The sequence below is a fragment of the Pseudolabrys sp. genome, from assembly GCF_035943735.1.
Classification (GTDB): domain Bacteria; phylum Pseudomonadota; class Alphaproteobacteria; order Rhizobiales; family Xanthobacteraceae; genus Pseudolabrys.
The window spans coordinates 97,849-121,100 of the sequence record NZ_DASZBV010000003.1; the positions used below are offsets into that span (position 1 = coordinate 97,849).

Sequence of the window (23,252 nt, forward strand, 5' to 3'; positions counted from 1 at the left end):
GGCGACGCCTTGCTATATAAGACCGCCGATTCCGACCCCCGAGTGATTGCCCATGTACGACATCAAATCGATCCGCGAGAACCCGCAGGCTTTCGACGCCGGCCTGAAGCGGCGCGGGCTGGCGCCGCTGTCGGCCACACTGCTGGCGCTCGACGAGAAGCGGCGCGCGGCGATCACCGCCTTCGAGCAGGCGCAGGCGCGGCGCAACGCGGCGTCGAAGGAGATCGGCGAGGCGAAGAAGGCGAAGGACGAGGCGCGCGCGTCGGGGCTGATGGCCGAGGTCGGCGAGCTCAAGACCACGCTGCCGGCGCTCGAGCAGGAGCAGAAGACGCTTGCCGAGGCGCTCGACAAGGAACTGGCGCAGATCCCGAACACGCCGCTGCCCGACGTGCCGGACGGCGCCGACGAGCACGGTAATGTCGAGCATCACACGAGCGGCACGAAACGCGACTATACGTTCAAGCCGAAGCAGCACTTCGAACTGGGCGAGGCGCTCGGTCAAATGGACTTCGAGCTCGCGGCCAAGCTCTCGGGTGCACGCTTCGTCGTCTTGCAGAAGGGGCTGGCGCGGCTCGAGCGCGCGCTGGGCCAGTTCTTCCTCGACACGCATACGGGCGAGCACGGCTATACGGAAGTCAGCCCGCCATTGATGGTGCGCGACGACGTCATGTTCGGCACTGCGCAGCTACCAAAATTTTCTCAGGATCAATTTTTGACTCGAGCCCCACTGACTTACGAAGAGACCGAACAGTTCATTGAGCAGCTTGAGCCAGAAGAGAGATTTTGGGTGCCGTCTGCGCCTAAGAAAACAGAATCTGGCACCACGGAAACGAGGTACCATCTGAATTCCGAAGGCCTTGCTCGATACGAAGAATTCAGTCGCCGCTGGCTCATCCCCACCGCCGAAGTGCCGCTCACCAATCTCGTGCGCGAGTCCATCGTCTCCGAGGACGAACTGCCGCTGCGGCTGACCGCCTGCACGCCGTGCTTCCGCGCGGAGGCCGGCGCCGCCGGCAAGGATACGCGCGGCATGATCCGCCAGCACCAGTTCACCAAGGTCGAGCTCGTGTCGATCACCACGCCGGACAAGTCGCGCGAAGAGCACGAGCGCATGCTCGCCTGCGCCGAGGCGGTGCTGAAGAAGCTCGACCTGCACTACCGCGTCGTCACGCTCTGCACCGGCGACATGGGCTTTGCCTCGCAGAAGACCTACGACATCGAGGTCTGGCTGCCGGGGCAGGGCATGTACCGCGAGATTTCGTCGTGCTCGGTGTGCGGCGACTTCCAGGCGCGGCGCATGAACGCGCGCTTCCGGGGCAAGGACGGCAAGCCGGCCTACGTGCATACGCTCAACGGCTCCGGCGTCGCCGTCGGCCGCGCGCTGATCGCGGTGATGGAGAACTATCAGGACGAGAACGGCGCCATCGCGGTGCCGGACGCGCTCAAGCCATACATGGGCGGCGTGAACAAGATCGAGAAGAAGTAGGCCTCGTGTCCCGGATGCGGTGCAGCGCGCAGCGGTGCACCGCTGATCCGGGACCCAGCTTTCTTTTGAACTAACCGGGGTCCCGGGTCTGCAGCGCACCACTTCGTCGTGCGCGGCGCCCGGGGCACGAAGGAGCGAGATGCGCATTTTAGTCACCAACGACGACGGCATTCACGCAGCCGGGCTCGACGCCTGTATCGAGATCGGCGAGGCGCTCGGCGGCGAAATCTGGGTCGTGGCGCCGGAGATCGATCAGTCCGGCGTGTCGCATTCGCTGTCGCTCAACGATCCGTTGCGTCTGCGCGAGGCCGGCGAGCGGCGCTTCGCGGTGAAGGGCACGCCGACCGACTGCGTCATCATGGGCGTGCGGCACATCATGGCGGAGAAGCCGGACCTGGTGCTGTCGGGTGTCAATCGCGGCCGCAACTGCGCCGAGGACGTCACTTATTCGGGCACCATTGCCGGCGCCATGGAAGGCACGGTGCTCGGCGTTCCGTCGTTCGCGCTGTCGCAGGCCTATTCGTTCTCGACCAAGCGCCTGCCGCCGTGGCCGACGGCGATCGCGCACGCGCCCGGCGTCATCCGCCGCATTCTCGAGACCGGCATGCCGAAGGACGTGCTGGTGAATATCAATTTCCCCGATTGCGCGCCGAACGAGGTCGCCGGCATTTCGGTGGCGGTGCAGGGCAAGCGCGACCAGGAACTGTTGCGCATCGACGCGCGCCACGACGGCCGCGGCAATCCCTATTACTGGATCGCCTTCGGCCGCGGCGGCATCGCCGGCGCGGCGCCCGGCAGCGACCTCGCCGCGCTCAATCAGAACCGCATATCGGTGACGCCGCTCAGGCTCGATCTCACCGACGAGCCGTTCATGACCAAGCTGGCGGACGTGTTTGATTGATCTCAGGCGCTCGGCACGAGGCCGTCGAGCGTGCTCTTGAGGCGGTCGGCCTGGAACGGCTTCTGCAGCGCCGGACGGTTGCGATAGGTCTCGGGCAGAGAGCCTTCGCCATAGCCGGTGACGAAGACGAAGGGCAGGCCGCGCTTGGCGAGGATCTCGGCGACCGGGAAAATCTGTTCGCCGTCGACATTGACGTCGAGGATCGCGGCGTGGAAGTCGCCGGTGGCGGCGGCCTCGCGCGCCTCCGCAATGGTGCCGACGGCCGCGACGACCCGGTAGCCCAGGTCGTCGAGCATGTCCTCCAGCAACATCCGGATCAGGTATTCGTCCTCGACCACCAGAACGCGTGGTGACCCCGCCGAGGATTGCGTCATCGCCGTCTCCCCAAAGTCCCACCACAAGTCCGACACCCGCCATCGGGTTCCATGGTAGATGCAGCGGTACCTATAATCCATCCGGCCCAAACATGCTAAAAGTGGGGCGCAAGGGGGCTGATGTCGTGACATCGGGAGCGACTGAGGACGTCGGCCGCATGGAGTTCCTGCTGACGCTGCGGCGCCGGGGCATCGCCGATCAGGCGGTGCTGCGGGCGATGGACGAGGTGCCGCGCGCTGTCTTCGTCGCGGACGAATTCAGCGCCGCCGCGCATGAGGACCGGGCGCTGCCGATCGCCTGCGGCCAGACCATCAGCCAGCCGTATGTTGTCGCCTACATGACGGAAAAGCTCGGCGTCGCGCGGGACAATCGTGTGCTCGAGGTCGGCACCGGCTCCGGCTATCAGGCGGCGGTGCTGTCGCGGCTGGCCGGCGAGGTGGTCAGCATCGAGCGCTATCGCACGCTGGCCGAAGCGGCGCGGGCGCGGCTGGCGAAGCTCGGCTACGACAATGTCGAAATCGTCGTCGGCGACGGCCTGGCCGGCTGGCCGGAGCGGGCGCCCTACGACCGCATCATGGTCACCGCGGCGGCCGAACGGATGCCGGAAACGCTGGTCGACCAGCTGGCGGAAGGCGGTGTGATGCTGCTTCCGCTCGGCCCCCAGGGCGGTACGCAACACATCGTCAAGCTTACCAAGACCTCTACGGGCCTTTCGCGCGAGGACCTGATCCCTGTGCGCTTCGTGCCGCTCCTGCCGGGGCAGGCGCGCGAATTGTGACCGCGGCCCTCCGGATAACGATCCGGTAAACTTAAAGCCTTTTTTACCTGCGGCGTGTTTATTCAAACTCTCCGTTTCATGCGTGTGAGTGAGTAAGCCTATGCCGCGTCTCACCGTGCCGTCCCGGTCTCGTCACTGGCCGCGCTTCGCCATCCTTGCCGTCGTCGGCGTGACCGCCGCCGGTTGTGCCGACTCCGGTCGGTTCACCACCTCTTCCAACCGCACGCCGCCGGCGGACGTCACCGGGTCGATCTCGTCGAGGCCGAGCGGCCACGTGCAGGCGCAGACCCTGCCGCCGCCGACCCCGGTTCGCCCCTACAGCGTGCCGGCGGGCGTCTCCGGCGGGGCGGGCGGGCTTGCCGCCTATCGTCCGGCCCAGCAGCGCGCTCCGGAATACACCGGTTCCGTGCCGGTCGCTCATGAGGCCGCGAAGGCGGCCGGACACTGGACCTGGAACGGCGGCATGCCGGTCGTGGTCGGCCGCGGCGACACTATCGACAGCGTCGCCCGCCGCTATGGCGTGCCGGCCCTGGCGATCCTGCAGACCAACGGCATCCGCGAGGGCGTGGCGATCCATGCCGGCCAGCGGCTGGTCATTCCCCGCTACGTCGTCGGCGCGGGCCCGTCCGAGGCGCCGCGCAATCAGGTCGCGCGGGTCGAGCCGCCGCGCATCGCGGCGCCGCGTATCGAGCCGCAGCGTGTCGCCGAGGCGCCGCGCGCCCAGGCTTCGGGAGACATTCACGTCGTGCAGCCGGGCGAAAGCCTGATCGGCATCGCGCGCCGCCACGGCCTGACGCTCGCCGAGATCGCGCGCGCCAATCACATGCAGGTCACGACCAAGGTCAGTATTGGCGATCGCATCACCATTCCGGTGCGCGGTCAGCCGCGGGTCGCAGAGCGGCAGGTGCCGGTGCAGCAGTCGGCCCCGCGCATGCAGACCGCGCGCGTCGAACGTCCGCGCGGCGCGCCGCCGGTCGAGAATGTCGGCTCGGTGCCGGTCGAGAACGCCCGCGTCGCGACGCCGGAGCCGGCGCCCGCTGCTGCGGCTGAGAACCCGGTGAAGAAGGCGGAGGCGGTTGCGGCGAACAAGATGCCGCAATTCCGCTGGCCGGTGACCGGCCACATCATCGAAGCGTTCGGGTCGCGCCCGAACGGCACGACCAATGACGGCATCAACCTCGCGGTGCCGGAAGGTACGCCGATCAAGGCGGCCGAGGACGGCGTCGTCGCCTATGCCGGCAACGAGCTCAAGGGCTATGGCAATCTCGTGCTCATCCGCCACGCCGACAATTTCGTCTCGGCCTACGCCAACGCCAGCGAGTTGCTGGTCAAGCGCGGCGATACGGTCAAGCGCGGGCAAGTGATCGCGCGCGCCGGCCAGACCGGCAACGTGTCCTCGCCGCAATTGCACTTCGAAATCCGCAAGGGTTCGACCCCGGTCGATCCGCGCAAATATCTCGCCAGCAATTGAGCGACCGAATTTCGGGATGTGTCCCGGGCGCAGCGCAGCACGCAGTGGCGCGCTGCAGACCCGGGACCCCGCTTTTCCTGATTGTGAACCGGGGCCCCGGATCAGCAGCGCAACACTTCGCTTCGCTACGTGCTGCGCCGCATCCGGGGCACGAGGCTAATCCTTCAGCGCCACGCCGAGGCGGCCGGCGAGATCCTGGATGAACTGCCAGGCGACGCGGCCGGAGCGCGAGCCGCGCGTCGTCGACCATTCCAGCGCGTCGCGATGCAGATCGTCGGCCTCGGCCTTGATGCCGTAATGGCTGACGTAGCCGTCGATCATCGCCAGATATTCGTCCTGGCTGCAGCGGTGGAAGCCGAGCCAGAGGCCGAAGCGGTCCGACAGCGACACCTTCTCCTCGACCGCCTCGCCGGGATTGATGCCGGTCGAGCGCTCGTTCTCGATCATGTCGCGCGAGAGCAGGTGGCGCCGGTTCGAGGTGGCGTAGAAGATGACGTTCTCCGGCCGGCCTTCGATGCCGCCTTCGAGCACGGCCTTGAGCGACTTGTAGCTGGTGTCGTCGGCGTCGAAGGAGAGGTCGTCGCAGAAGACGATGAAGCGGTAGCGCGAGGCGCGCGTCACCGCCATCAGTTCGGGCAGGCTCTCGATGTCCTCGCGGTGGATCTCGACGAGCTTCAAGGGCCCGCGCTCGCTCTTGCGCGCGAAGGCGGCGTTGACCGCGGCGTGCGAGGCCTTCACCAGTGACGACTTGCCCATGCCGCGCGCGCCCCAGAGCAGCGCGTTGTTGGCGGGCAGGCCCCGGGCGAACCGCTCGGTGTTCTCGACCAGCATGTCGCGCACGCGGTCGACGCCCTTCAAGAGCGACATCTCGACGCGGTTGACGTGCGGCACCGGCGCGAGCCGGCCGTCCGGGTGCCAGATGAAGGCGTCGGCCGCCTCAAGGTCGGGCGCGGCCTTGGACGGCGGCGCCAGGCGCTCCAGCGCGACGGCGATCCGTTCCAGGACGTCGGGGGCGAGAGGAGCGCGCGGCCGGGCCGCGGATTTCTTCTTGGATTTCGGCTTGGCCATGGGTCGTTTGCTTGGCTTTCGGATGGTGCGGCTGCTCTTAGCGGGGCAAGGGTCCCCCGGCAAGCGCGCGGCCCCGGAAAAGCCCCGAAAGGACGGGTTTTCGGGCGTCCCGCGGCGTTGCAATTGGGGCGGCGGCGGTTATAGTCCGCGCGAATTTACGGTGCCGGCGAGGGGCTTTAGGTCTCCTTGGCTCGAGGCCGCCGGTGACGCAAGAGGACCATTGGATGTTCAGCACGTCTGCGTTTGCGCAAGGGATTTTCGGCGGCGGAGCAGGCGGCGAGGGTGGCATGCTAATGTCGCTGCTGCCGTTCGCGCTTATTTTCGTCATCATGTACTTCCTGATCCTGCGCCCGCAGCAGAAGCGGGTGAAGCAGCACCAGGCGCTCATCAAGGCGGTGCGGCGCGGCGATACCGTCATCACCAATGGCGGCCTGATCGGCAAGGTGACCAAGGTCATCGATGACGACCAGATCGAGGTCGAGATCGGCGACGGCGTGCGCATCCGCCAGGTTAGGTCGATGATTACCGACGTGCGAGCCAAGGGCGAGCCGGTCAAGGACGACGCCGCGAGCTGATCGCGCGAGCCGGTTCCACACTTTCAGTCAGGACGTCATGCTCTATTTCACGCGTTGGAAGGCGGCGGCGATCATCCTCACGGCGCTCGTCGTCTGCCTGTGCGCGGTTCCGAACTTCTTGCCCGCCTCTGTCTTCGACGCGCTGCCGAAATGGGCGCAGCGGCACGTCGTGCTCGGCCTCGACCTGCAGGGCGGCTCGTACCTGCTGCTCGAGATCGACACCAAGTCGGTGCGCAAGGACATGCTCGAGGCGCTGCGCGACGACGTCCGCCGTGTGCTGCGCGACGCGCGCATCGGCTACACCGGGCTCGTCGTGCGCGGCAACAACAGCGTCGAGGTGCGGGTCCGCGAAGGCGCCAATTCCGGCCAGGCGCAGGAGAAGCTCAACACGCTGTCGCAGCCGCTTGGCGGCCTGCTCGGCACCACCGGCGATCGCAACATCAACATCACCGCCGAGCCCAACAATCTCTATCGGCTGACGCTGACCGATCCGGCGATTCTCGAGCGCGTGCGCCAGTCGGTCGACCAGTCGATGCAGATCATCGAGCGCCGCATCAACGAACTCGGCACGGTCGAGCCGCTGATCGCGCGCGAAGGCACCGACCGCATCCTGGTGCAGGTGCCCGGCCTGCAGGATCCGACGCATCTCAAGCAACTGCTCGGCAAGACCGCCAAGCTCGACTTCCGCATGGTCGATAGCAACGTATCGCCGGAGCAGGCGCAGCAGGGCGGTATGCCGTCAGACGACGAGTTGCTGCACGGCACCGGCAAGGATGCCGGCCAGCAATACGTGATCGAGAAGCGGGTGCTGGTCTCAGGTGGCGATCTGACCGATGCGCAGCCGGGCTTCGACCCGCGCACCAACGAGCCGATCGTTTCGTTCCGCTTCAACACCGCCGGCTCGCGCCGCTTCGCCGAGGCGACGCAGCAGAACGTCGGCAAGCCTTTTGCCATCGTGCTCGACAACGAGGTGATCTCGGCGCCGGTGATCCGCGAGCCGATCCTCGGCGGCTCCGGCCAGATCTCCGGTAACTTCACGGTGCAGAGCGCCAACGACCTCGCGATCCTGCTGCGCGCAGGCGCGCTGCCGGCGCCGCTGACCATCATCGAGGAGCGCACCGTCGGCCCCGGCCTCGGCGCCGACTCGATCGCCAGCGGCAAGTTGTCGTCCTATGTCGGCGCGGCCATGGTCGTGCTGTTCATGATGGTCACCTACGGCCTGTTCGGCCTGTTCGCGAACGTCGCGGTGGCGATCAACGTCGCCATGATCTTCGGCGTGCTGTCGCTCCTCGGCGCGACGCTGACGCTGCCCGGCATCGCCGGCATCGTGCTCACCGTCGGCATCGCGGTCGACAGCAACGTGTTGATCTACGAACGCATCCGCGAAGAGGTGAGGGGCGGGCGCACGCCGATCAACGCCATCGACGCCGGCTTCTCGCGCGCGCTGGCGACCATTCTCGACTCCAACATCACGACGTTCATCGCCGCCGCGGTGCTGTTCTACATCGGCACCGGCCCGGTGCGCGGCTTCGCCGTGACGCTCGGGGTCGGCATCATCACCACGGTGTTCACCGCCTTCACCATGACGCGGCTCATCGTCGCGACCTGGGTGCGGTGGCGTCGTCCCCAACGCGTTCCGATCTGAGGGGCGCGCGCGTGATCCTGAAAAGTGGGTACCGGTTTTCGGGTAAGATCATGCGCCAGGAAAATTGATCATGCGCCTGCTTCGCATCGTCCCCGACGACACCAAATTCGACTTCATGCGCTTCCGGCGGATCAGCTTTCCGCTGTCCGCCATCATGTCGATCCTGGCCATCACGCTGTATTTCACGCACGGCCTGAATTTCGGCATCGACTTCAAGGGCGGCCTGCTGCTGGAAGTGCAGACCACGGCTGGCCCCGCCGACCTCGCCAAGATGCGCGCGACGCTCGGCGGCCTCGGCCTCGGCGACGTGCAGTTGCAGCAGTTCGGCGCGCCGAACGACGTCCTCATCCGCATCGGCGAGCAGCCGGGCGGCGACGAGGCGCAGCAGGCTGCCGTCAACAAGGTGCGCGGGTCGCTCGGCAAGGACATCACCTATCGCCGCGTCGAGGTGGTCGGTCCGCGCGTGTCGGGCGAGCTGTTGTCCTACGGCGTCGTTGGACTGATGCTCGCGATCTTCTGCATCCTGATCTATCTCTGGTTCAGGTTCGAATGGCAGTTCGCGCTCGGCGCCATGATCGCCAACGTGCACGATCTGGTGCTGACCATCGGCTTCATGTCGCTGTCGCGCGTCGACTTCGACCTGACCAGCATCGCGGCGCTGCTGACCATCCTCGGCTATTCGCTCAACGATACGGTTGTCATCTACGACCGTATCCGCGAGATGCTGCGGCGCTACAAAAAGCTGTCGATGCCGGACCTGCTCAACGCCTCGGTCAACCAGACGCTGTCGCGGTCGGTGATCACGCACTTGACCGTGTCGCTGGCGCTGCTGGCGCTGCTCCTGTTCGGCGGCCAGGCGATCCACTCGTTCACGGCGACCATGATGTTCGGCGTCGTGCTGGTCGGCACCTACACCTCGGTGTTCATCGCTTCGCCGATCCTCATTTATCTCGGCGTCGGCCGCGGCTCCGATGCGCTGTCGCGCAGGGAGCCGAAAGACGAGAAGCCGTGAGCTCACCCGGTCGTCCCCGCGAAGGCGGGGACCCAGAGAACGAATTGAACGTTAGCGCTTGGGTTTCTGGATTCCCGCTTTCGTGGGAGTGAACGGAGTTTGGGGCACGGAATTCCCTAGCCAGATGGTGGACAGCGAGAGCGACACTGGCCGGCATCTGCCGCAGCCGGCCCCGATCGAGGCCTATGGCAATGGCGGCTTCCGCTTCGGCGGCCTGTCGCATCGCGGCTCGCTGCTGTGTTTCCCCGACGGCATCTGGGCCTGGCCGGTGACAAGCATTGCCGAACTGACACCGGCGGCGCTGGCGCCGGCTTTCGCCCGTGCCGATGCGCTCGACTTCTTCCTCATCGGCGGCGGGCGCGATCCCTTCGTGCTGCCTGAGCTGCTGCGGCAGCGATTCCGCGACGCGTCGCTCTCCGTCGACGCGATGGCGACAGGCGCGGCGGTGCGCACCTGGAACGTGCTGCTCGCCGAGAACCGCCGCGTCGGTGCGGCGCTGATAGCGACCGCATGAACAGCTTCGAGCACTGTGCGGCGCTGGTGCGCGAGCACGACCGCGACCGCTATATCGCGACCTTGTTCGCGCCGGCGCCCAAACGTGACGCGCTGAATGCCCTTTATGCCTTCGCGCTGGAGATCGGCCGCGTGCGCGACCTGGCGCGCGAGCCGATGCCGGGCGAGATCCGCCTGCAATGGTGGCGCGAGGTGCTGGAGGGCAAGCGCGATGGCGAGGCGGCCGCGCATCCGGTCGCCGCGGCGCTTGTCGCAACCGTCGCGCGACACAAGCTCGATGTCGCCCGGCTGACCGCCTTCATCGACGCGCACACCTTCGATCTCTACGACGAGCCGTTCAACACGCTGGATGACCTCGACAATCACGCGGCACTGACCGAGGGCCTGCTCCTGAGCGCGGCGGCGAAGATCCTCGGCCATGAGGACTACGCCATCGAGGCGGTCACGCGTCACGCCGGCATCGCGCTGACGATCGAGCGCCTGCTGCTGGCGCTGCCGACGCATGCGGCGCGCCACCAGCTCTACATTCCGCTGGAGGTGCTCGAGCGGCACGGCGTCGAGCGTGAAACGCTGTTCGCCGGGCAGGACAGCGACAAACTGCGCGCGGCGCTCGCCGAATTGCGGCGCCATGCGCGGCGGCAATTGCAGGCGGCGAGACTGGAGGCGAGCGAGGTGCCGGCCGGCATCATGCCGGCGCTGTTGCCGGTCGCGCTGATCGGGCCGCTGCTCAAGCGCATGGACCGCCGCGGCTACGAGCCGTTCGCGCCGGAGCCGTTGTCGCGCCTCGGGCGGCAATGGCTTATTTGGCGCGCGGCGCGGGATTCGCGCCGCATCTTCGCAATCTGACTACTCCGCCGCCTGCGCCTGCGCGCTGCGCCACGCGTCGAGATCGGCGAGCGCGCGGCGCGTGATCGCGCTCTTCTTCGCCAGCGCCTTGGCGGTACCGCGGCCGAGCGGGCTCTTGCGGTCGAAGTCGGGCGCCTGCGCCAGCGGCGGAAACAGACCGAAATTGATATTCATCGGCTGAAACGACGACGGCCCGTTGTCGATCGTCTCGATATGGCCGCCGGTGATGTGCGCGAGAATGGCGCCGTGCGCGGTGCTCGGCGGCGGCGCGACGATCGGCTCGCCGCGGCGCTCGGCGGCGGCGAAGCGCCCGGCCATGAGACCGACCGCGGCGCTTTCGACATAGCCTTCGCAGCCGGTGATCTGGCCGGCGAAACGCCAGGCCGGGTTCTTCTTCAGCCGCAACGTCTCGTCGAGCAACACCGGCGAGTTGAGGAAGGTGTTGCGATGCAGGCCGCCGAGGCGCGCGAACTCCGCGTTCTGCAGCCCGGGAATGGTGCGGAAGACGCGCACCTGCTCACCGTGCTTCAGCTTGGTCTGGAAGCCGACCATGTTGAAGAGCGTGCCGAGCTTGTTGTCCTGCCGCAGCTGCACCACCGCGTAGGGCTTCACGCCCGGCGCGCGCGGATCGGTCAGCCCGAACGGCTTCATCGGCCCATGCCGCAGCGTCTCGACGCCGCGCTCGGCCATCACCTCGATCGGCAGGCAGCCGTTGAAATAGGGCGTTGCCGCTTCCCAGTCCTTGAACTCGGTCTTGTCGCCGGCAATCAGCGCGGCGACGAAGGCTTCGTATTGCTCGCGCGTCAGCGGACAATTGATGTAGTCGGCGCCGGAGCCGCCGGGCCCGGCCTTGTCGTAGCGCGACTGGAACCAGGCGGTCCCCATGTCGATCGACTCGCGGTGCACGATCGGTGCGATGGCGTCGAAGAAGGCGAGCTGGGTCTCGCCGGTGAGCGCGCGGATCGTCTCGGCCAGCGCCGGCGAGGTGAGCGGGCCGGTCGCAATGACGACGCTGTCCCAGTCGGCCGGCGGCACGGCGATCTCGCCGCGCTCGCGCGCGATCAGAGGATGCGCTTCCAGCGCCGCCGTCACGGCGTGCGAGAAGCCGTCGCGATCGACGGCGAGCGCGCCGCCCGCGGGCACCTGATTGGTATCGCCGCAGCGCATGATCAGCGAGCTGAGCCGGCGCATCTCCTCATGCAGCAGGCCGACCGCGTTGTGCTCGGCGTCGTCGGAGCGGAAGGAGTTGGAGCAGACGAGCTCGGCATAGCCGTCGGTCTTGTGCGCATCGGTTGCGCGCAGCGGCCGCATTTCGTGCAGCACGACCGGCACGCCGGCCTCTCCCAGCTGCCAGGCAGCTTCGGAACCGGCGAGGCCGCCGCCAACGACGTGGACAGGTTTCAGGGTCATGGGCGGCAAACTAGGAGGACAGGGGCAGGCGGGCAACGTCCCCGTAAAAGCAAAACCGCCCGCGCGGATCGCACGGGCGGTTCATCGAAACAGTTGCGGGGAGCGCTTAGCCCTGGTGGGCGGCGTTCCAGGCGACGCGCTGGATGTCCGAGCGGCTGATGCCGATATCGGCGAGTTCGCGGTCGCCAAGGCGGCTGAGTTCCAGAACACTGCGGTTATAGCGCTTCCATTCGCGGATCAGACGGACAAGTGCGGCAAACATGGCAGTTCCTCTTCGGTCTAGTCCCGGCCCGGGGCCGGTCGAATTCGCTGCCCGGAAAATAGGGATTTGCGCTGCCCTGAAAAGCGCCAATGTTGCGCCGCAGCTAAGCGAAAAATGCATGGCTCAAGCCTCTGAAATAAAACAATAAAGGCCTGTTTGACGAAAAACGGCGGGCAAACTGCCCGCCGTTTTTGCTGCGTATGCGAGAGAATTATGCAGCGGACCGGTGAGAATGGCTGCCTTCGGCCATTTCCTCGATGATTTTTGCCGAGAAGGCGTCCAAATCGCCCGGATTTCGCGAGGTAATGACCCCTTGGTCGACGACCACCGGCGAATCCTCCCATGCAGCGCCTGCATTGATCACGTCGGTCTTCATCGAATGGTACGAGGTCATCTTCTTGCCCTTGGCGATGCCGGTCTCCACCAGAAGCCAAGGCGCATGGCAGACGGCCGCCACGACCTTCTTCTGATTGTAGAAGTCCTTGATCAGTTTCAGCGCCTTGGGGTTCGCGCGCAGCAGGTCTGGATTGATCTGGCCGCCGGGGAGCACGATGGCGTCGAAGTCGTCGGCTTTCACCTCATCCAGCGTCTTGTCGACCTTCACCGCTCGGCCCCAGTCTTTCTTGTCCCAGCCTTTGATCTCGCCCTTCTCGGGCGAGGCGATCACGACCGTCGCTCCGGCGGCTTTGAGCTTGTCGCGCGGAACTTCGAGCTCCGACTGCTCGAAGCCTTGCGCTGCGAGGATGAGCACCTTTTTACCCGTGGCTTGTGCCATGGTTCCAACTCCTTGATTTTGATGACCCACCGAAGGTCCCTCGGCATGGCAACGGGATGGCCGACGCCTCTGTTCCTGTCGGCCCGTCACATCGGCTATATTTGATGCCGTCGCCGGGGAGCTGAGTTCAGTGACGTCAGACGTGCAATCCGGGCTCCCTGACCGCCGGATCGTCATCACCGCGCTCGGCATTGCCCAGATCCTCGCCTGGGGCACCTCGTTTTATTTTCCCGCTGTCTTCGCCGAGCCGATCCTCAATGACACCGGCTGGCCGCTCGGCTTCATTGTCGGCGGCACCTCGATCGGCCTGCTTATCGCCGGGCTGATCTCGCCGCAGGTCGGCCGCATCATCGACGTGCATGGCGGCAAGCCGGTGCTGCTGTCGAGTTCGCTGCTCTACGCCGCCGGGCTGATCGGCGTCGGCCTCGCGCCGTCGCTGCCTTTCTACCTTTGCGCCTGGGTGCTGATCGGCCTCGGCATGGGCACCGGACTCTATGATGCGGTTTTCGCCGCCCTCGGCCGCATGTATGGCGCAGCCGCGCGCGGCCCGATCACCAATTTGACGTTGTTCGGCGGCTTCGCGAGTACGATCTGCTGGCCGCTCAGCGCATACATGATCGCGCATATCGGCTGGCGCGACGCATGCTTTGCCTATGCCGGCCTGCACCTCTTGGTCGCGCTGCCGGCGCAGTTTGCGGTTCTGCGCCACGTCGTGAAGCCGGCGCCGAAACCCATCGACGAACCGTCGCTCGATCCGCGCTTCGCTTCACGCATCCCGCGCGAGGGCGCGATCTTTGCGCTGCTCGCGCTGATCCTGTCGTTGAGCGCCGGCGTCGGCGCCATCGTGGTCGTGCACCTGCTCATCTTCCTGCAGGCGCGCGGCGTCGAGGCCACGTCCGCGGTCGCGCTCGGCACCTTGTTCGGGCCGGCGCAGGTCGCGGCGCGGGTGGTCGAACGGCTGTTCGGCGGCCGCTATCACCCGATCTGGACGATGATCGGCTCCTGCATTCTGATGGCGCTCGGTCTGATCTTGCTGGCGGCGCGCGTGCCCGTGCTGCCGCTGATCATTCTCGTCTACGGCGCGGGCTACGGCGTATCGTGGATCGGCCGCGGCACGCTGCCGCTGGCCTTGTTCGGGCCGGAGCGCTTTCCGCGGCTGATGGGGAAGCTGGCGTTCCCGAGCCTGATCGTGCAGGCGCTGGCGCCGTCGGCAGGCGCGTTCCTGATCGAGACGAGCGGCATTCCGACGACGATCGGCGTCTTGACCGCGCTGGCGATCGTCAACGTCGGGCTGATCGGCGGGCTATGGGCGCTCAGCCGGAAACCGCCACGCTGACGGTCGGGACATTCCGGTCCGCGTGGGCCGGCGCCGCGCTGTAGGAGAAGGCGAGACCGAGGAGGGCGAGAGCGAAAATGCTGATGGCGAAGCGGATGAGGATCATGGCACGACACGCTTGTTCAAGGCCGTCGATGTGTGGCCAGAGTAGTTAATGCGCGGTCAATCCAGCATGCCGGGTTCCAAATTTTCTGACCCAGATCAAATCGCGCACTCCGGAAAAGTACGGAGGCGTCCGCGATGATTCTGCCGCTGCAGATGCTCTTTTTCGAGGACCTCTCGGTCGGTCTGTCGGAAACGCTGACCAAGACCGTGGATTCGTCAGACGTGGTCGGCTTCGCCGAGGTCACCGGCGACCGCAATCCCATCCATCTGTCCGAACACTTCGCCGCCAAGACGCCGTTCGGCACGCGCATCGCGCACGGGCTCTATACCGCGAGCCTGATCTCGGCCGTACTCGGCACGCGGCTGCCGGGACCGGGGGCCGTGTACATTTCGCAGACATTGAATTTCCGCGCGCCGGTCAAGATCGGCGACACGGTCGAGGTGAAGGTCACCGTGGCCGAGCTGATCGCGGCAAAGTCGCGCGCGCGGCTGGCCTGCACGTGCACGGTCGGCGGCGAGACGGTGCTGGACGGCGAGGCCTGGGTGAAGGTGCCGTCGCGAAACAGCGGCGGCCGGCCGTTGCCACACATCTGACGCCTTTCGAATTTTTACCCCGCACGACCCAACCACATTCTCCCTGTTGCGTTAGGTCAATGCGAGGCACGGAACTTGCCTCTACGCCAGCCAAAAGTCTGGAGGCACTTCCATGCCAACCCGGTATCCGATGAAGGCGCGTGTCAAGACCAAGGCGGTCGAGGCCGAGCAGGCGGTCGACTGGCTGGCGCTGTGGGCGATGTCGCTTGCGTTCGCCTCTATGGTGCTTGCGGCCATCGCCTATTTCACCATCGGCGACAAGCTCGGCGCTTCGGCCATCCTCGCCGGCGCAGCGCTCATCATCGGCTTGGCGCTGCAGGCCAGCAAACCGCCCGCGCACGAATAGCCGCGTTCCGGTCCGGCGCCTGCTGGCGTGATTGTGATCGCGCGTGACGAATCGTCCCGCCGATTCAATGCTAGCACCGGGCCCTGATCCGAACGGGCGGTGCATGCAAGTCGATAGTTCGTCCTGGCAACTCTGGCGCGACCGGCGCGGCCGCCTGTCGTGGCTGCGCATCGCAGCGTTGACCCTGCTGTTGTTCCCGCTGGCCAAGGCACTCGCCGAGGCGGGCGTGATCGCGCATGGCGCACGGCCGATCAACGATCTCATCCACCGCGCCGGCTTTTGGACCTTGGTGTTCCTCGGCGTGACGCTGGCCGTGACCCCGTTCCGCAGCATGGGCCGTTATGGGCAGCTCGTCGATATACGGCGCATGCTGGGCGTCGGCACCTTCTGCTACGCGGCCGCGCACGTCTCGCTCTACTTCGCCGATCAGGGCTACGACCTCGGCAAGTTCGTGCACGAGCTCACGCACCGCTGGTATCTCATCATCGGCGGCACCGCCTGGCTCGGGCTCGCCGTGCTGGCGATCACCTCGACCGACGGCATGACGCGCCGGCTGGGGCCGCTGCGCTGGCGGCGGCTGCATCAGCTCGTCTACGGCATCGCGCTGCTCGCGCTCATCCATTACTTCCAGCAGACGAAGGCCGACGTCACCGTGCCGGTGTTCGTGGCGAGCCTGTTCGGCTGGCTGTTGCTCTATCGCGGGCTGGCGTGGTGGCAGGACACGCGCGAGTTGACGACGCTCAGCCTGCTCGGGCTGACCATCGTGGTGTCGCTGCTCACCTTCGCTGGCGAGGCGATCGGCATCGGCATCGCCTTCCATGTTTCGCCGATGCGCGTGCTCGACACCGTGTTCGATTTCGACGCCGGCATCCGCCCCGGCTGGCAGGTGCTCGCGGCCGGCCTCGCGGTCGTGCTGCTCGATGTGGTGCGCGCACGCTGGAACAGTCGCGCATCGCGCGCAGGGTCCTTGCGTCAGGTCAAAGCCGAAGGCTGAGCGCCGCGCTACGTCCCGTCCCAACGACGACGGGAGCGTGCATGGCCAAAATCATGATCGTCGTCGGGCATCCGGTGCCCGACACGTTTTGCGAGGCGCTGGGCGAGGCCTATCGCCGCGGCGCAGAGAGCGGCGGACACGAGGTGCATCTGTTCGTGCTGGCGAAAATGAACTTCGACGCCATCCTGCGCGAGGGCTATCGCCGCGAGCAGCCGCTCGAGCCGGATCTCGCGCATGCACGTGATGTGCTGCGCGCCAGCGCGCGGCTGGTGTTCATCTTCCCGCTGTGGCTGGGCGACATGCCGGCCATCCTCAAGGGCTTCCTCGAGCGCGTGCTGCAGGCCGACCTGCTGGCGGTGCGCGGCGGGCAGGGCCACTGGAAGATCCTGAAAGGCAAGTCGGCCCGCATCATCATGACGATGGGCATGCCGGGCTGGTTCTACCGGCTCTGGTTCGGCGCCTATGCGCTCAAATTGCTCAGGCGCAATATCCTACACTTCACCGGCGTCGCGCCGGTACATGCGACCATCCACGGCGGCATCGAGTCGGTGAGCGACGACACCCGGCGGCAGTGGCTGCGGGAGACGGAGGCGCTCGGGCACGCGGCCGAATAGGCGGCGGCCGGCGTTCGTGAATGGCTCGACCAGTTCGGCCTTCACCGTGTGCGCGTCGACGTGGCCGGGCACGCCGAACACGATCGGCTCGCGCTCCTTCGCCGGCACGTAGAGCGTGCCGAACATCCAGTCCCACAGCGCAAGGCAGCTGCCGAAGTTCTTGTTGAAGTGCTTCGGATCGGCCGAATGGTGCACTTGATGGTGCGCCGGCGACACCAGCACGCGGCCGAGCCGGCCGGTGAAGGCGATCCACACATGCGAGTGCTGCAGGTGCACGTAGGCGTGGATGAAAAACACCAGGATGAGGTTGGTGTCGGCGAGCGCGTATTGATAGGCCGCGTCGCCGAACAGGTAATGGCCGAGCCCGCTCGCCACCGCCGTCGAGAAGGCGATGATGTTGGCGAAGACGAAGGTGTAGACCGGGTGGACGCGGAAATTGGTGAGCGGCGTCAGCACCTCCGCGGTGTGGTGCACTTTGTGGAATTCCCACAGCAGCGGCACCTTGTGGCTGAGCCAGTGGTTGAACCAATAGCCGAGCTCGTATGCGAGGAACATCATCAGCGTGATGATCGCGCGGCTTGCCCAGACCGGCAGTGCCGAGGGCGCCGGCATGCCGAACAGCGCGCCGAACGATGAGACAATACCGTTCGACAACGACTGATAGGACAGCACCGCCCAGCCGAACACGACGCCGAAGACGAAGACGTTGAAGAACAGGTAGCCGATGTCGGCCTGGTTGGAGCGGTGCTGCACGATGCGCTTCGGGAACAGCGCGTGCACCAACGTGCGGGCGCGCACACGGCGCCCGCGCTTGAGCCGCTTCACGACATAGAAGGCGGTCGCCAGGAGTAGCGCCGCGCCGAGCGAGGTCAGCGAGAAATGCGAGCCGAGCGAGAACAGCAGGCGCTCGCACTGGCCGAGGAAGAAGTCGATGCCGGCGGAGAAATGCAAGGTCGGGCTCCGGGGGTGGGGCCCACCGAATGTCTTACCGAAAGGTAAAGATAGGGTTGCGGTTCACCCCCTCACGTCCTCGTATTCCGGGTGCCGTCGCATGTAGTCCGTGACGAAGGGGCAGGCGGGGCGCACCTTCAGTCCCTGCGCCCGCGCCAGCTCCAAGACGCCCTTGACCAGCGCCGAGCCGTAGCCGTGGCCCTCCAGTTCCGGCGGCACCTCGGTATGCGGGATGATCAGCACGTCGCCCGCGCGGCGGTAGGTGGCGAAGGCGGTACCGCCTTCCAGCGCCAGTTCGAAACGGCTGCGGGCGGGATTGTCGACGACGCTCATGTCATGATCTCGGCGCGCTCGTGTGCTTAACATGCACCCTAGCTAGCCACGCTTCCGATTTCGACAAGGGACATCTCATGGCCGATCTCACGCTCTATCATGCCTCGCCGTCGCGCTCGTCCGTCGTGTTGTGGATGCTGGAGGAGCTTGGCCAGCCCTACGATATCAAGCTCATCAAACTCAGCGAGGGCGACAACCTCAAGCCGGACTACCTCGCCGTCAACCCGATGGGCAAGGTGCCGGCGCTCGATCACAAGGGCACGGTGATCACCGAGGTGGCGGCGATCTGCACGTATCTCGCCGACGAATTCCCGCAGGCGAAGCTCAACGTGCCGACCGGCACGCCGCGCCGCGGCGTCTATCTGAAATGGCTGTTCTTCGGGCCGAGTTGCCTCGAAGCGGCGATGATCGACCGCGCGGCTCCACGCAAGGAGGAGCCGCGGCGCGCCATGCTCGGCTACGGCTCGTTCGATACGACGATGGACGTCATCGCCAAGGCGGTGGAGAAAGGGCCGTGGCTGATGGGCGAGCAGTTCACCGCCGCCGACGTGGTGGTCGGCGCCAACATCCGCTTCGGCACGCAATTCAAGCTGCTGCCGGAGCGGCCGGAGTTCGCCGCCTACATCGCGCGCATCGCCGCGCGTCCGGCCGCGCAGCGCGCCGAGGCGAACGACAAGACGTTCGCGGGCGGGTGATTTCGCCACCGGGTCCCCGCTTTCGCGGGGACGAACGCAGAGTATGTCGACGCCAAGATTCACGTGGATGCCGCGCGCCGCGCGCGGACGCGACGCATTGCCAATTGCTAATGTGCGGTGAACGCCAGATTCGGCCAGCCGCAGGGACGTGCCCATGAAGCTCCTTCTCACCGTGATCGGCCTCGTGCTGATCGTCGTTGCCGTCGTGTATTTCGTCATGCCGGCGGACCAGTTGCCGTCGTTCATGCCTGGACACGAGGCGGGGGTGGCGCGCGTGCACATGAAGCACGGCCTCGTGTCCGGCGTCGCCGGCGTGGTGCTGCTGGCGGCCGGCTGGTTCATGGGCCGCCGCTAGAACGCCACCGTCGATCCGAGAATCTCAGGTCTGCCGCGTCGGCGCGCGCGACAAAGGCGACTGTCGGGCGATCAGCCGGTCGTGCCAGGCCGACGGCAGGCAGGCGCCGAGGCACCAGGCGAGCGGCGCGGTGACGAACAGGCTCAAGCCGGTCATGACGGCGATCCAGAAGCCGGCCTCGGGCAGCAGCGGCGGGAGCATCGTGGCGGCGTAGACCGCGGCGGTGAACACGACGATGTTGACGCTGGTATAGAACAGCAGCGCGATTTGCAGGCGGACGCCGGTCGTCATCGAGGGCCTTCGTTTCCTTGCCGGCGGAGTTGTCCTCCGCGCTGTGAGCGCGCGCGGCGCTCGTATGCTTTGCTTTGCATATGATGTGCAAAAGCGGCCTGTGCCGCAATGGTTTTGCCGGCCAATCGTCATTGCGCCGCAGCACTCGTTGCTTGTGCAACGGCTTAAGGCGATCGCCTTGGCCCGTTTACGGAACTCACAAATAACGGCCGCGGCGCGGATTGCTGCGCCGAAAATCCATGTATGCTGGCGGTTGAGGGGTGTGGGGGGAGAACCGCTTTGCAACGGACCTTGCTTGTCTGCGCGTTCTTCGCGCTGGCTGCGGCGCAGTCTGCCTCCGCCTATTCGCTGGTCAGCCTCGATCCGCACGAGCGCGAGACGATGCTGTCCACCTGCGGCCATCTCGGCGGCAGCGACCGCGCGCTGTGCCGCAGCGTGGTCGACGACCACCACGTCATCGCCAATTACAAGCGCAGCTGCCTCGAGGCGATGACGCTGCTGATGCAGGGCTCCGCCTGGGCCAAGGTGAAGAGCCTGCCGGCGACGCTCACATGCCGCGAGGGCCTGGCGCGCGCCGGCTATCCGGTGAAGGAAATTCTGCACAAGCTCATGGGCGCGCGGTAGCCGCAGCAAGGGACGCAGCGCCGTCCTGAGCGGGATCACCGGGACAAGCCCGGTGATGACAAAAACCTCCATCTCACCGGCGCCGCAGGCGCTGCCGCATCGCCTTCGCCGACAGAATGCGCGCGAGCACGTCGTGCGGCAGCGCCGGCAGGCAGGCGCCGAGGCAATGCGCCGGCTCGCCGTCGCACGTTTGCGTGCGGCGGCAGCGCGCACGATGGCAGAGCTGCGGCACGCCGAGCATGTTGGCCATCTGCCGCCGCGCGACAGTGAGCGGCAGCGGCGCGCGCTCGGCCGGCTCGGCCTGCAGGCTGTCGAGGATGCGGTCGGCGACAGCGAAGCCTTTCAATTGCAAGTCCCGCAGCCGCGCCTGCAGGTGCGCGTGATGGGCGTTGTCGGCTGCGGGGACGGGGGTGTGCGCGGGCATCGTTGAGCCTCCTTGTGGTTTGCGATTGCGTGGGGGATGCCGGTTCGTTCTCGCGGCGCGGTGCGCCCGAGTTTTGTCAAGTCTTCCCGAGCCCAGGGGGCCCGGGGGAGTCGACCCCCGCAAAAGAAGCGAGGGGGACGGCGCACCGGATGGCGCAACCTGTCCTTGATCGCACGCGTCCCTCGACCGGGCCGCGTGGCGCCCTCCGGCGCGCCGTTCGGCGACTTTTCGGTGTGCGGGCCGCGCTTTCGAGAACGTGGACCAGCCACGCCTGTCAGCCAGCTCCTGGCGCCGGGTCTTAGTGCCCGGGAGCGGAGCCCCGCCACCGCCCGGGTGCCCCGTTTGCGAGACGGGACCCGCGGGCGCCGATCCTCTCCCCACGAAGCCGGCGCAACCGGTTCGCGTCCCCTCGCGGGAGCGGACCGACATAGGATTATATAGGATGGGATGGAAGTCAACAGGCAATTGGAAAAATTCGTATCGATGCGCCAACGCGGGATGCCGGCGTGCAGTCCGACGCAGAGACACGGAATAGTTGTATATTAGATTGAGAGCGTCTATAGGTTGTGTTCCACACCAAATACGGGAGGAGCCACATGGCCAATTCGAACTATCCGAGCTTCAGCAGCGAGGCGATCAACCAAGCGCTCGAGGCGGCGCAAAGGCACAGCCGGGAGCGCATGCCGGCGGCGACAACCGCCGAGATGACGCTCGACGACGGCACGCTGAAGCTGTCGGCCCAATGCATCAGTGTCACCGTCCAGAACGGCCAGGTGTGCCTCAACCTGCCGTTCGGTCTCGGCAGCCACTGCCTGCCGATCCCGTCCATCTTTCCGAACGGGACCGCGGGCCAGGCCTGTCTCGATATCTGCACGAAATGGGGCATTCCCTGCGGCGTCGAAGTGACCGTGTCGATCGCCGGCCACGTCATCGTCAAGAAGGGCTTCGGCTGCAGCTGCTAGATTTGCAGTTCGTTCCGGAAGGCGCCCGGTTCTCAGGCGGCTCGTCGCGACAGCGTCGAGCCGCTTTTGGTTGGGGCGGTCCGATCGGGTCAGGGGCGAAGAGTGGCGGCGTCTACACAGTGTGTTATAGCGGCGGTCAGCCCTTGATGAGCGCGTCGTAATCGGCGTGCGAGCCGATCCAGAACCAGACAAGGTTTCCGTCCGTTTCGACGGCTAAGGCGCGATACCGCATGCCGACGCGCACCGACCAGTAGCGGCCAATCTTCTTGAAATGCAGGGAAGGGTGCTGCGGGTCTTCCTTGAGCAGCGCATAATTTTTGTCCGCAATCGCGCGGACAGGGTCAGGTAGCCGCGCATACGCCTCCCAGAATGCCGGGCTGGCGAAATGCCTCATAGCCTGCGGGTGCGGCCTTGAGCGTGATCGGCGAGGGCCTGTTCGGCGAGGCGATCGAGCCTGCCGCCTTTGGCGTCACGCTCGATCTTCTCATCGAAGCGCGCCGCGTCGAACGCCTCGAACCAGTCGCGGAATTTCGCGAGCTGATCGGGCGGCAGCGTGGCGACGGCCTTTTCGAGGTCTTCGATGGTCATGCGCATTCCCCATGCTCGACCCGCTCGGCGATGACGCGCAGCGCCAGCGCCGTGGCCCTCGCGCGTGCTTCGATATCGGTCGTGCCGTAGATCAGGACGCCGGGCAGGGCGGGCACTTCCGCCAGCCAGCGGCCGTCGTCTTCACGTTCGGTTTCAATGCGGAGCATGAAGTGTAGATAGCATTTGTGCGCTGATTTGTCATGGCCGGGCTACAACACCCCCCGTTCGTCCCCGCGAAAGCGGGGACCCAGCGCTGGATTCCCGCTTGCGCGGGAATGAACGGAGAATGTGCTAAGGTCGCGCCATGAAACGCGCCATCTTCCATCCCGGCCGTTGGCTCAAGCGCGAACTGATGGCGCGCAGGCTGTCCGCCAACCGGCTGTCGCTCGACATCGGCGTGCCGTCCGGCCGCATCACCGACATCTTGAATGGCCGCCGCTCGATCACCGCCGACACCGCGGTACGGCTCGGCCGCTACTTCGGCAACAGCGCGCAGTTCTGGCTCGACTTGCAGAGCCAGTACGACATTGCTGTGGTGGAGCGGGAGAAGGGCGGCGAGATCGCGAATCGGGTGAGGCCTGCGGACGCGGCGTGAGGTTTAGCTAGTAGCCCGCATGGAGCGAAGCGGAAAGCGGGGCGCACCTAACCGTAAACGCTGACCCCGGATTTACCTGTGCTCATCCGGGCTACGCTCACTGCCCTATTGTGTATCTATCGATGGTCTCACCTTGGCGAATCCACCAATAATCATTCTCGTCATTATACCCTGCGTCCGGCTTGTTTTCTTCGATAGTCTTGTCCAGATGTCTTTTAGCCTCGGCGTAGCTGCCGAACCCACCGGCGGCAATCGCAGTGTTCAATAACTTTCCATTCAGGTCGACAGTACGAATGTAGATTTGCAGCATGCGGTTCCCATTTGGGCA

Annotated in this window: 31 protein-coding genes and 3 pseudogenes; 20 read left to right on the top strand and 14 right to left on the bottom strand. The window is 66.2% G+C overall.

What is annotated here, in order from left to right:
* Window positions 1-52: 52 nt before the first annotated feature.
* From VGV41_RS22975 to surE, 3 genes and pseudogenes are all read left to right on the top strand, one after another.
* Window positions 53-724, top strand: a pseudogene (locus tag VGV41_RS22975) (serine--tRNA ligase); the annotation flags it as partial.
* A gap of 159 nt (window positions 725-883) precedes the next feature.
* Window positions 884-1,486: pseudogene (gene serS, locus VGV41_RS22980) on the top strand (serine--tRNA ligase); the annotation flags it as partial.
* 139 nt (window positions 1,487-1,625) lie between these two features.
* A complete protein-coding gene (gene surE / locus VGV41_RS01470; protein ID WP_326861872.1) occupies window positions 1,626-2,387 on the top strand; it encodes a 5'/3'-nucleotidase SurE in 762 nt (253 codons plus the stop codon).
* Window positions 2,388-2,389: 2 nt separating this feature from the next.
* Here surE and VGV41_RS01475 read toward each other — a convergent pair whose 3' ends face one another.
* Window positions 2,390-2,761: a response regulator gene (locus VGV41_RS01475; RefSeq protein ID WP_326861873.1), complete on the bottom strand. Its 372-nt coding sequence runs from the start codon at window positions 2,759-2,761 to the stop codon at window positions 2,390-2,392.
* A 158-nt stretch (window positions 2,762-2,919) separates the two neighbouring features.
* Between VGV41_RS01475 and VGV41_RS01480 the strand changes: the two genes are divergently transcribed.
* Both VGV41_RS01480 and VGV41_RS01485 read left to right on the top strand, forming a co-directional pair.
* Window positions 2,920-3,540 (top strand): protein-L-isoaspartate(D-aspartate) O-methyltransferase, encoded by a 621-nt coding sequence (locus VGV41_RS01480; protein ID WP_326861874.1) that lies wholly within the window; start codon window positions 2,920-2,922, stop codon window positions 3,538-3,540.
* Window positions 3,541-3,640: 100 nt separating this feature from the next.
* Entirely contained in the window at window positions 3,641-5,011 is a 1,371-nt protein-coding gene (locus VGV41_RS01485) for a LysM peptidoglycan-binding domain-containing M23 family metallopeptidase (protein WP_326861875.1), read from the top strand.
* 156 nt (window positions 5,012-5,167) lie between these two features.
* On the opposite strand, the gene VGV41_RS01490 is transcribed toward VGV41_RS01485, so the two are convergent.
* Window positions 5,168-6,079 (bottom strand): ATP-binding protein, encoded by a 912-nt coding sequence (locus tag VGV41_RS01490; protein WP_326861876.1) that lies wholly within the window; start codon window positions 6,077-6,079, stop codon window positions 5,168-5,170.
* A gap of 224 nt (window positions 6,080-6,303) precedes the next feature.
* Between VGV41_RS01490 and yajC the strand changes: the two genes are divergently transcribed.
* The 5 genes from yajC to VGV41_RS01515 all read left to right on the top strand — a co-directional run bounded on the left by yajC (window position 6,304) and on the right by VGV41_RS01515 (window position 10,670).
* Complete coding sequence (gene yajC, locus VGV41_RS01495; protein ID WP_326861877.1) at window positions 6,304-6,654, top strand: preprotein translocase subunit YajC; 351 nt, start codon at window positions 6,304-6,306, stop codon at window positions 6,652-6,654.
* Window positions 6,655-6,691: 37 nt separating this feature from the next.
* Window positions 6,692-8,299 (top strand): protein translocase subunit SecD, encoded by a 1,608-nt coding sequence (secD, locus tag VGV41_RS01500; protein WP_326861878.1) that lies wholly within the window; start codon window positions 6,692-6,694, stop codon window positions 8,297-8,299.
* Between the two features lie 70 nt (window positions 8,300-8,369).
* Complete coding sequence (gene secF, locus VGV41_RS01505) at window positions 8,370-9,311, top strand: protein translocase subunit SecF (protein WP_326861879.1); 942 nt, start codon at window positions 8,370-8,372, stop codon at window positions 9,309-9,311.
* A gap of 124 nt (window positions 9,312-9,435) precedes the next feature.
* Complete coding sequence (locus VGV41_RS01510; protein ID WP_326861880.1) at window positions 9,436-9,825, top strand: Mth938-like domain-containing protein; 390 nt, start codon at window positions 9,436-9,438, stop codon at window positions 9,823-9,825.
* Window positions 9,822-10,670 carry a phytoene/squalene synthase family protein gene (locus tag VGV41_RS01515; RefSeq protein ID WP_326861881.1) on the top strand — a complete coding sequence of 283 codons (849 nt, stop codon included), beginning with the start codon at window positions 9,822-9,824 and terminating at the stop codon, window positions 10,668-10,670. The genes VGV41_RS01510 and VGV41_RS01515 overlap by 4 nt, the downstream gene beginning before the upstream one ends.
* On the opposite strand, the gene trmFO is transcribed toward VGV41_RS01515, so the two are convergent.
* The 3 genes from trmFO to VGV41_RS01530 form a co-directional block, all read right to left on the bottom strand.
* Window positions 10,671-12,080: a methylenetetrahydrofolate--tRNA-(uracil(54)-C(5))-methyltransferase (FADH(2)-oxidizing) TrmFO gene (trmFO, locus tag VGV41_RS01520; RefSeq protein WP_326861882.1), complete on the bottom strand. Its 1,410-nt coding sequence runs from the start codon at window positions 12,078-12,080 to the stop codon at window positions 10,671-10,673.
* Window positions 12,081-12,186: 106 nt separating this feature from the next.
* Window positions 12,187-12,342, bottom strand: coding sequence for a DUF1127 domain-containing protein (locus VGV41_RS01525; protein WP_326861883.1), 156 nt, complete (start codon window positions 12,340-12,342; stop codon window positions 12,187-12,189).
* A 211-nt stretch (window positions 12,343-12,553) separates the two neighbouring features.
* Window positions 12,554-13,117, bottom strand: coding sequence for a type 1 glutamine amidotransferase domain-containing protein (locus VGV41_RS01530; protein WP_326861884.1), 564 nt, complete (start codon window positions 13,115-13,117; stop codon window positions 12,554-12,556).
* Between the two features lie 130 nt (window positions 13,118-13,247).
* On the opposite strand from VGV41_RS01530, the gene VGV41_RS01535 reads away from it, so the two are divergent.
* On the top strand, window positions 13,248-14,453 hold the full coding sequence (locus VGV41_RS01535; RefSeq protein WP_326861885.1) for an MFS transporter: 1,206 nt from the start codon (window positions 13,248-13,250) through the stop codon (window positions 14,451-14,453).
* Here the strand turns inward: VGV41_RS01535 and VGV41_RS01540 are convergent.
* A complete protein-coding gene (locus VGV41_RS01540; RefSeq protein WP_326861886.1) occupies window positions 14,431-14,559 on the bottom strand; it encodes a hypothetical protein in 129 nt (42 codons plus the stop codon). The two genes, VGV41_RS01535 and VGV41_RS01540, sit on opposite strands and share 23 nt — an antisense overlap.
* Window positions 14,560-14,693: 134 nt before the next feature.
* Here VGV41_RS01540 and VGV41_RS01545 point away from each other — a divergent pair, with 134 nt between their 5' ends.
* The 4 genes from VGV41_RS01545 (at window position 14,694) to VGV41_RS01560 (ending at window position 17,106) form a co-directional block, all read left to right on the top strand.
* Window positions 14,694-15,152, top strand: coding sequence for a MaoC family dehydratase (locus VGV41_RS01545; protein ID WP_326861887.1), 459 nt, complete (start codon window positions 14,694-14,696; stop codon window positions 15,150-15,152).
* A gap of 112 nt (window positions 15,153-15,264) precedes the next feature.
* Window positions 15,265-15,498 carry a hypothetical protein gene (locus VGV41_RS01550; protein ID WP_326861888.1) on the top strand — a complete coding sequence of 78 codons (234 nt, stop codon included), beginning with the start codon at window positions 15,265-15,267 and terminating at the stop codon, window positions 15,496-15,498.
* Window positions 15,499-15,601: 103 nt separating this feature from the next.
* On the top strand, window positions 15,602-16,492 hold the full coding sequence (locus VGV41_RS01555; RefSeq protein ID WP_326861889.1) for a protein-methionine-sulfoxide reductase heme-binding subunit MsrQ: 891 nt from the start codon (window positions 15,602-15,604) through the stop codon (window positions 16,490-16,492).
* Window positions 16,493-16,533: 41 nt separating this feature from the next.
* The gene (locus tag VGV41_RS01560; RefSeq protein WP_326861890.1) at window positions 16,534-17,106 is read left to right on the top strand and encodes an NAD(P)H-dependent oxidoreductase; all 573 of its coding nucleotides are present in this window, start codon (window positions 16,534-16,536) and stop codon (window positions 17,104-17,106) included.
* A 126-nt stretch (window positions 17,107-17,232) separates the two neighbouring features.
* Here the strand turns inward: VGV41_RS01560 and VGV41_RS01565 are convergent.
* Together VGV41_RS01565 and VGV41_RS01570 are read right to left on the bottom strand one after the other, a co-directional pair.
* Window positions 17,233-17,718 (bottom strand): annotated as a pseudogene (locus tag VGV41_RS01565) (sterol desaturase family protein); the annotation flags it as partial.
* 402 nt (window positions 17,719-18,120) lie between these two features.
* Window positions 18,121-18,390 carry a GNAT family N-acetyltransferase gene (locus VGV41_RS01570; RefSeq protein WP_326861891.1) on the bottom strand — a complete coding sequence of 90 codons (270 nt, stop codon included), beginning with the start codon at window positions 18,388-18,390 and terminating at the stop codon, window positions 18,121-18,123.
* Window positions 18,391-18,467: 77 nt separating this feature from the next.
* Between VGV41_RS01570 and VGV41_RS01575 the strand changes: the two genes are divergently transcribed.
* Window positions 18,468-19,085: a glutathione S-transferase gene (locus VGV41_RS01575; RefSeq protein ID WP_326861892.1), complete on the top strand. Its 618-nt coding sequence runs from the start codon at window positions 18,468-18,470 to the stop codon at window positions 19,083-19,085.
* A 154-nt stretch (window positions 19,086-19,239) separates the two neighbouring features.
* Window positions 19,240-19,440 (top strand): hypothetical protein, encoded by a 201-nt coding sequence (locus VGV41_RS01580; protein WP_326861893.1) that lies wholly within the window; start codon window positions 19,240-19,242, stop codon window positions 19,438-19,440.
* A gap of 24 nt (window positions 19,441-19,464) precedes the next feature.
* On the opposite strand, the gene VGV41_RS01585 is transcribed toward VGV41_RS01580, so the two are convergent.
* Window positions 19,465-19,731 carry a hypothetical protein gene (locus VGV41_RS01585; RefSeq protein WP_326861894.1) on the bottom strand — a complete coding sequence of 89 codons (267 nt, stop codon included), beginning with the start codon at window positions 19,729-19,731 and terminating at the stop codon, window positions 19,465-19,467.
* A 279-nt stretch (window positions 19,732-20,010) separates the two neighbouring features.
* On the opposite strand from VGV41_RS01585, the gene VGV41_RS01590 reads away from it, so the two are divergent.
* Window positions 20,011-20,355 carry a hypothetical protein gene (locus VGV41_RS01590; protein WP_326861895.1) on the top strand — a complete coding sequence of 115 codons (345 nt, stop codon included), beginning with the start codon at window positions 20,011-20,013 and terminating at the stop codon, window positions 20,353-20,355.
* A gap of 73 nt (window positions 20,356-20,428) precedes the next feature.
* On the opposite strand, the gene VGV41_RS01595 is transcribed toward VGV41_RS01590, so the two are convergent.
* Window positions 20,429-20,779 (bottom strand): hypothetical protein, encoded by a 351-nt coding sequence (locus tag VGV41_RS01595; protein ID WP_326861896.1) that lies wholly within the window; start codon window positions 20,777-20,779, stop codon window positions 20,429-20,431.
* A gap of 596 nt (window positions 20,780-21,375) precedes the next feature.
* Here VGV41_RS01595 and VGV41_RS01600 point away from each other — a divergent pair.
* Window positions 21,376-21,741, top strand: a complete 366-nt coding sequence (locus tag VGV41_RS01600; RefSeq protein ID WP_326861897.1) for a hypothetical protein — start codon at window positions 21,376-21,378, stop codon at window positions 21,739-21,741.
* Between the two features lie 136 nt (window positions 21,742-21,877).
* Here VGV41_RS01600 and VGV41_RS01605 read toward each other — a convergent pair whose 3' ends face one another.
* The 3 genes from VGV41_RS01605 to VGV41_RS01615 are packed head-to-tail and all read right to left on the bottom strand — an operon-like array spanning window position 21,878 to window position 22,496.
* Window positions 21,878-22,135, bottom strand: coding sequence for a hypothetical protein (locus VGV41_RS01605; protein ID WP_326861898.1), 258 nt, complete (start codon window positions 22,133-22,135; stop codon window positions 21,878-21,880).
* On the bottom strand, window positions 22,132-22,329 hold the full coding sequence (locus tag VGV41_RS01610; RefSeq protein ID WP_326861899.1) for a hypothetical protein: 198 nt from the start codon (window positions 22,327-22,329) through the stop codon (window positions 22,132-22,134). The genes VGV41_RS01605 and VGV41_RS01610 overlap by 4 nt, the downstream gene beginning before the upstream one ends.
* Window positions 22,326-22,496, bottom strand: a complete 171-nt coding sequence (locus tag VGV41_RS01615; RefSeq protein ID WP_326861900.1) for a type II toxin-antitoxin system HicB family antitoxin — start codon at window positions 22,494-22,496, stop codon at window positions 22,326-22,328. The genes VGV41_RS01610 and VGV41_RS01615 overlap by 4 nt, the downstream gene beginning before the upstream one ends.
* Before the next feature lie 137 nt (window positions 22,497-22,633).
* Between VGV41_RS01615 and VGV41_RS01620 the strand changes: the two genes are divergently transcribed.
* The gene (locus tag VGV41_RS01620) at window positions 22,634-22,924 is read left to right on the top strand and encodes a HigA family addiction module antitoxin (protein WP_326861901.1); all 291 of its coding nucleotides are present in this window, start codon (window positions 22,634-22,636) and stop codon (window positions 22,922-22,924) included.
* A 97-nt stretch (window positions 22,925-23,021) separates the two neighbouring features.
* Here the strand turns inward: VGV41_RS01620 and VGV41_RS01625 are convergent, their stop codons facing one another.
* The gene (locus VGV41_RS01625) at window positions 23,022-23,234 is read right to left on the bottom strand and encodes a hypothetical protein (RefSeq protein WP_326861902.1); all 213 of its coding nucleotides are present in this window, start codon (window positions 23,232-23,234) and stop codon (window positions 23,022-23,024) included.
* Window positions 23,235-23,252 lie beyond the last annotated feature (18 nt).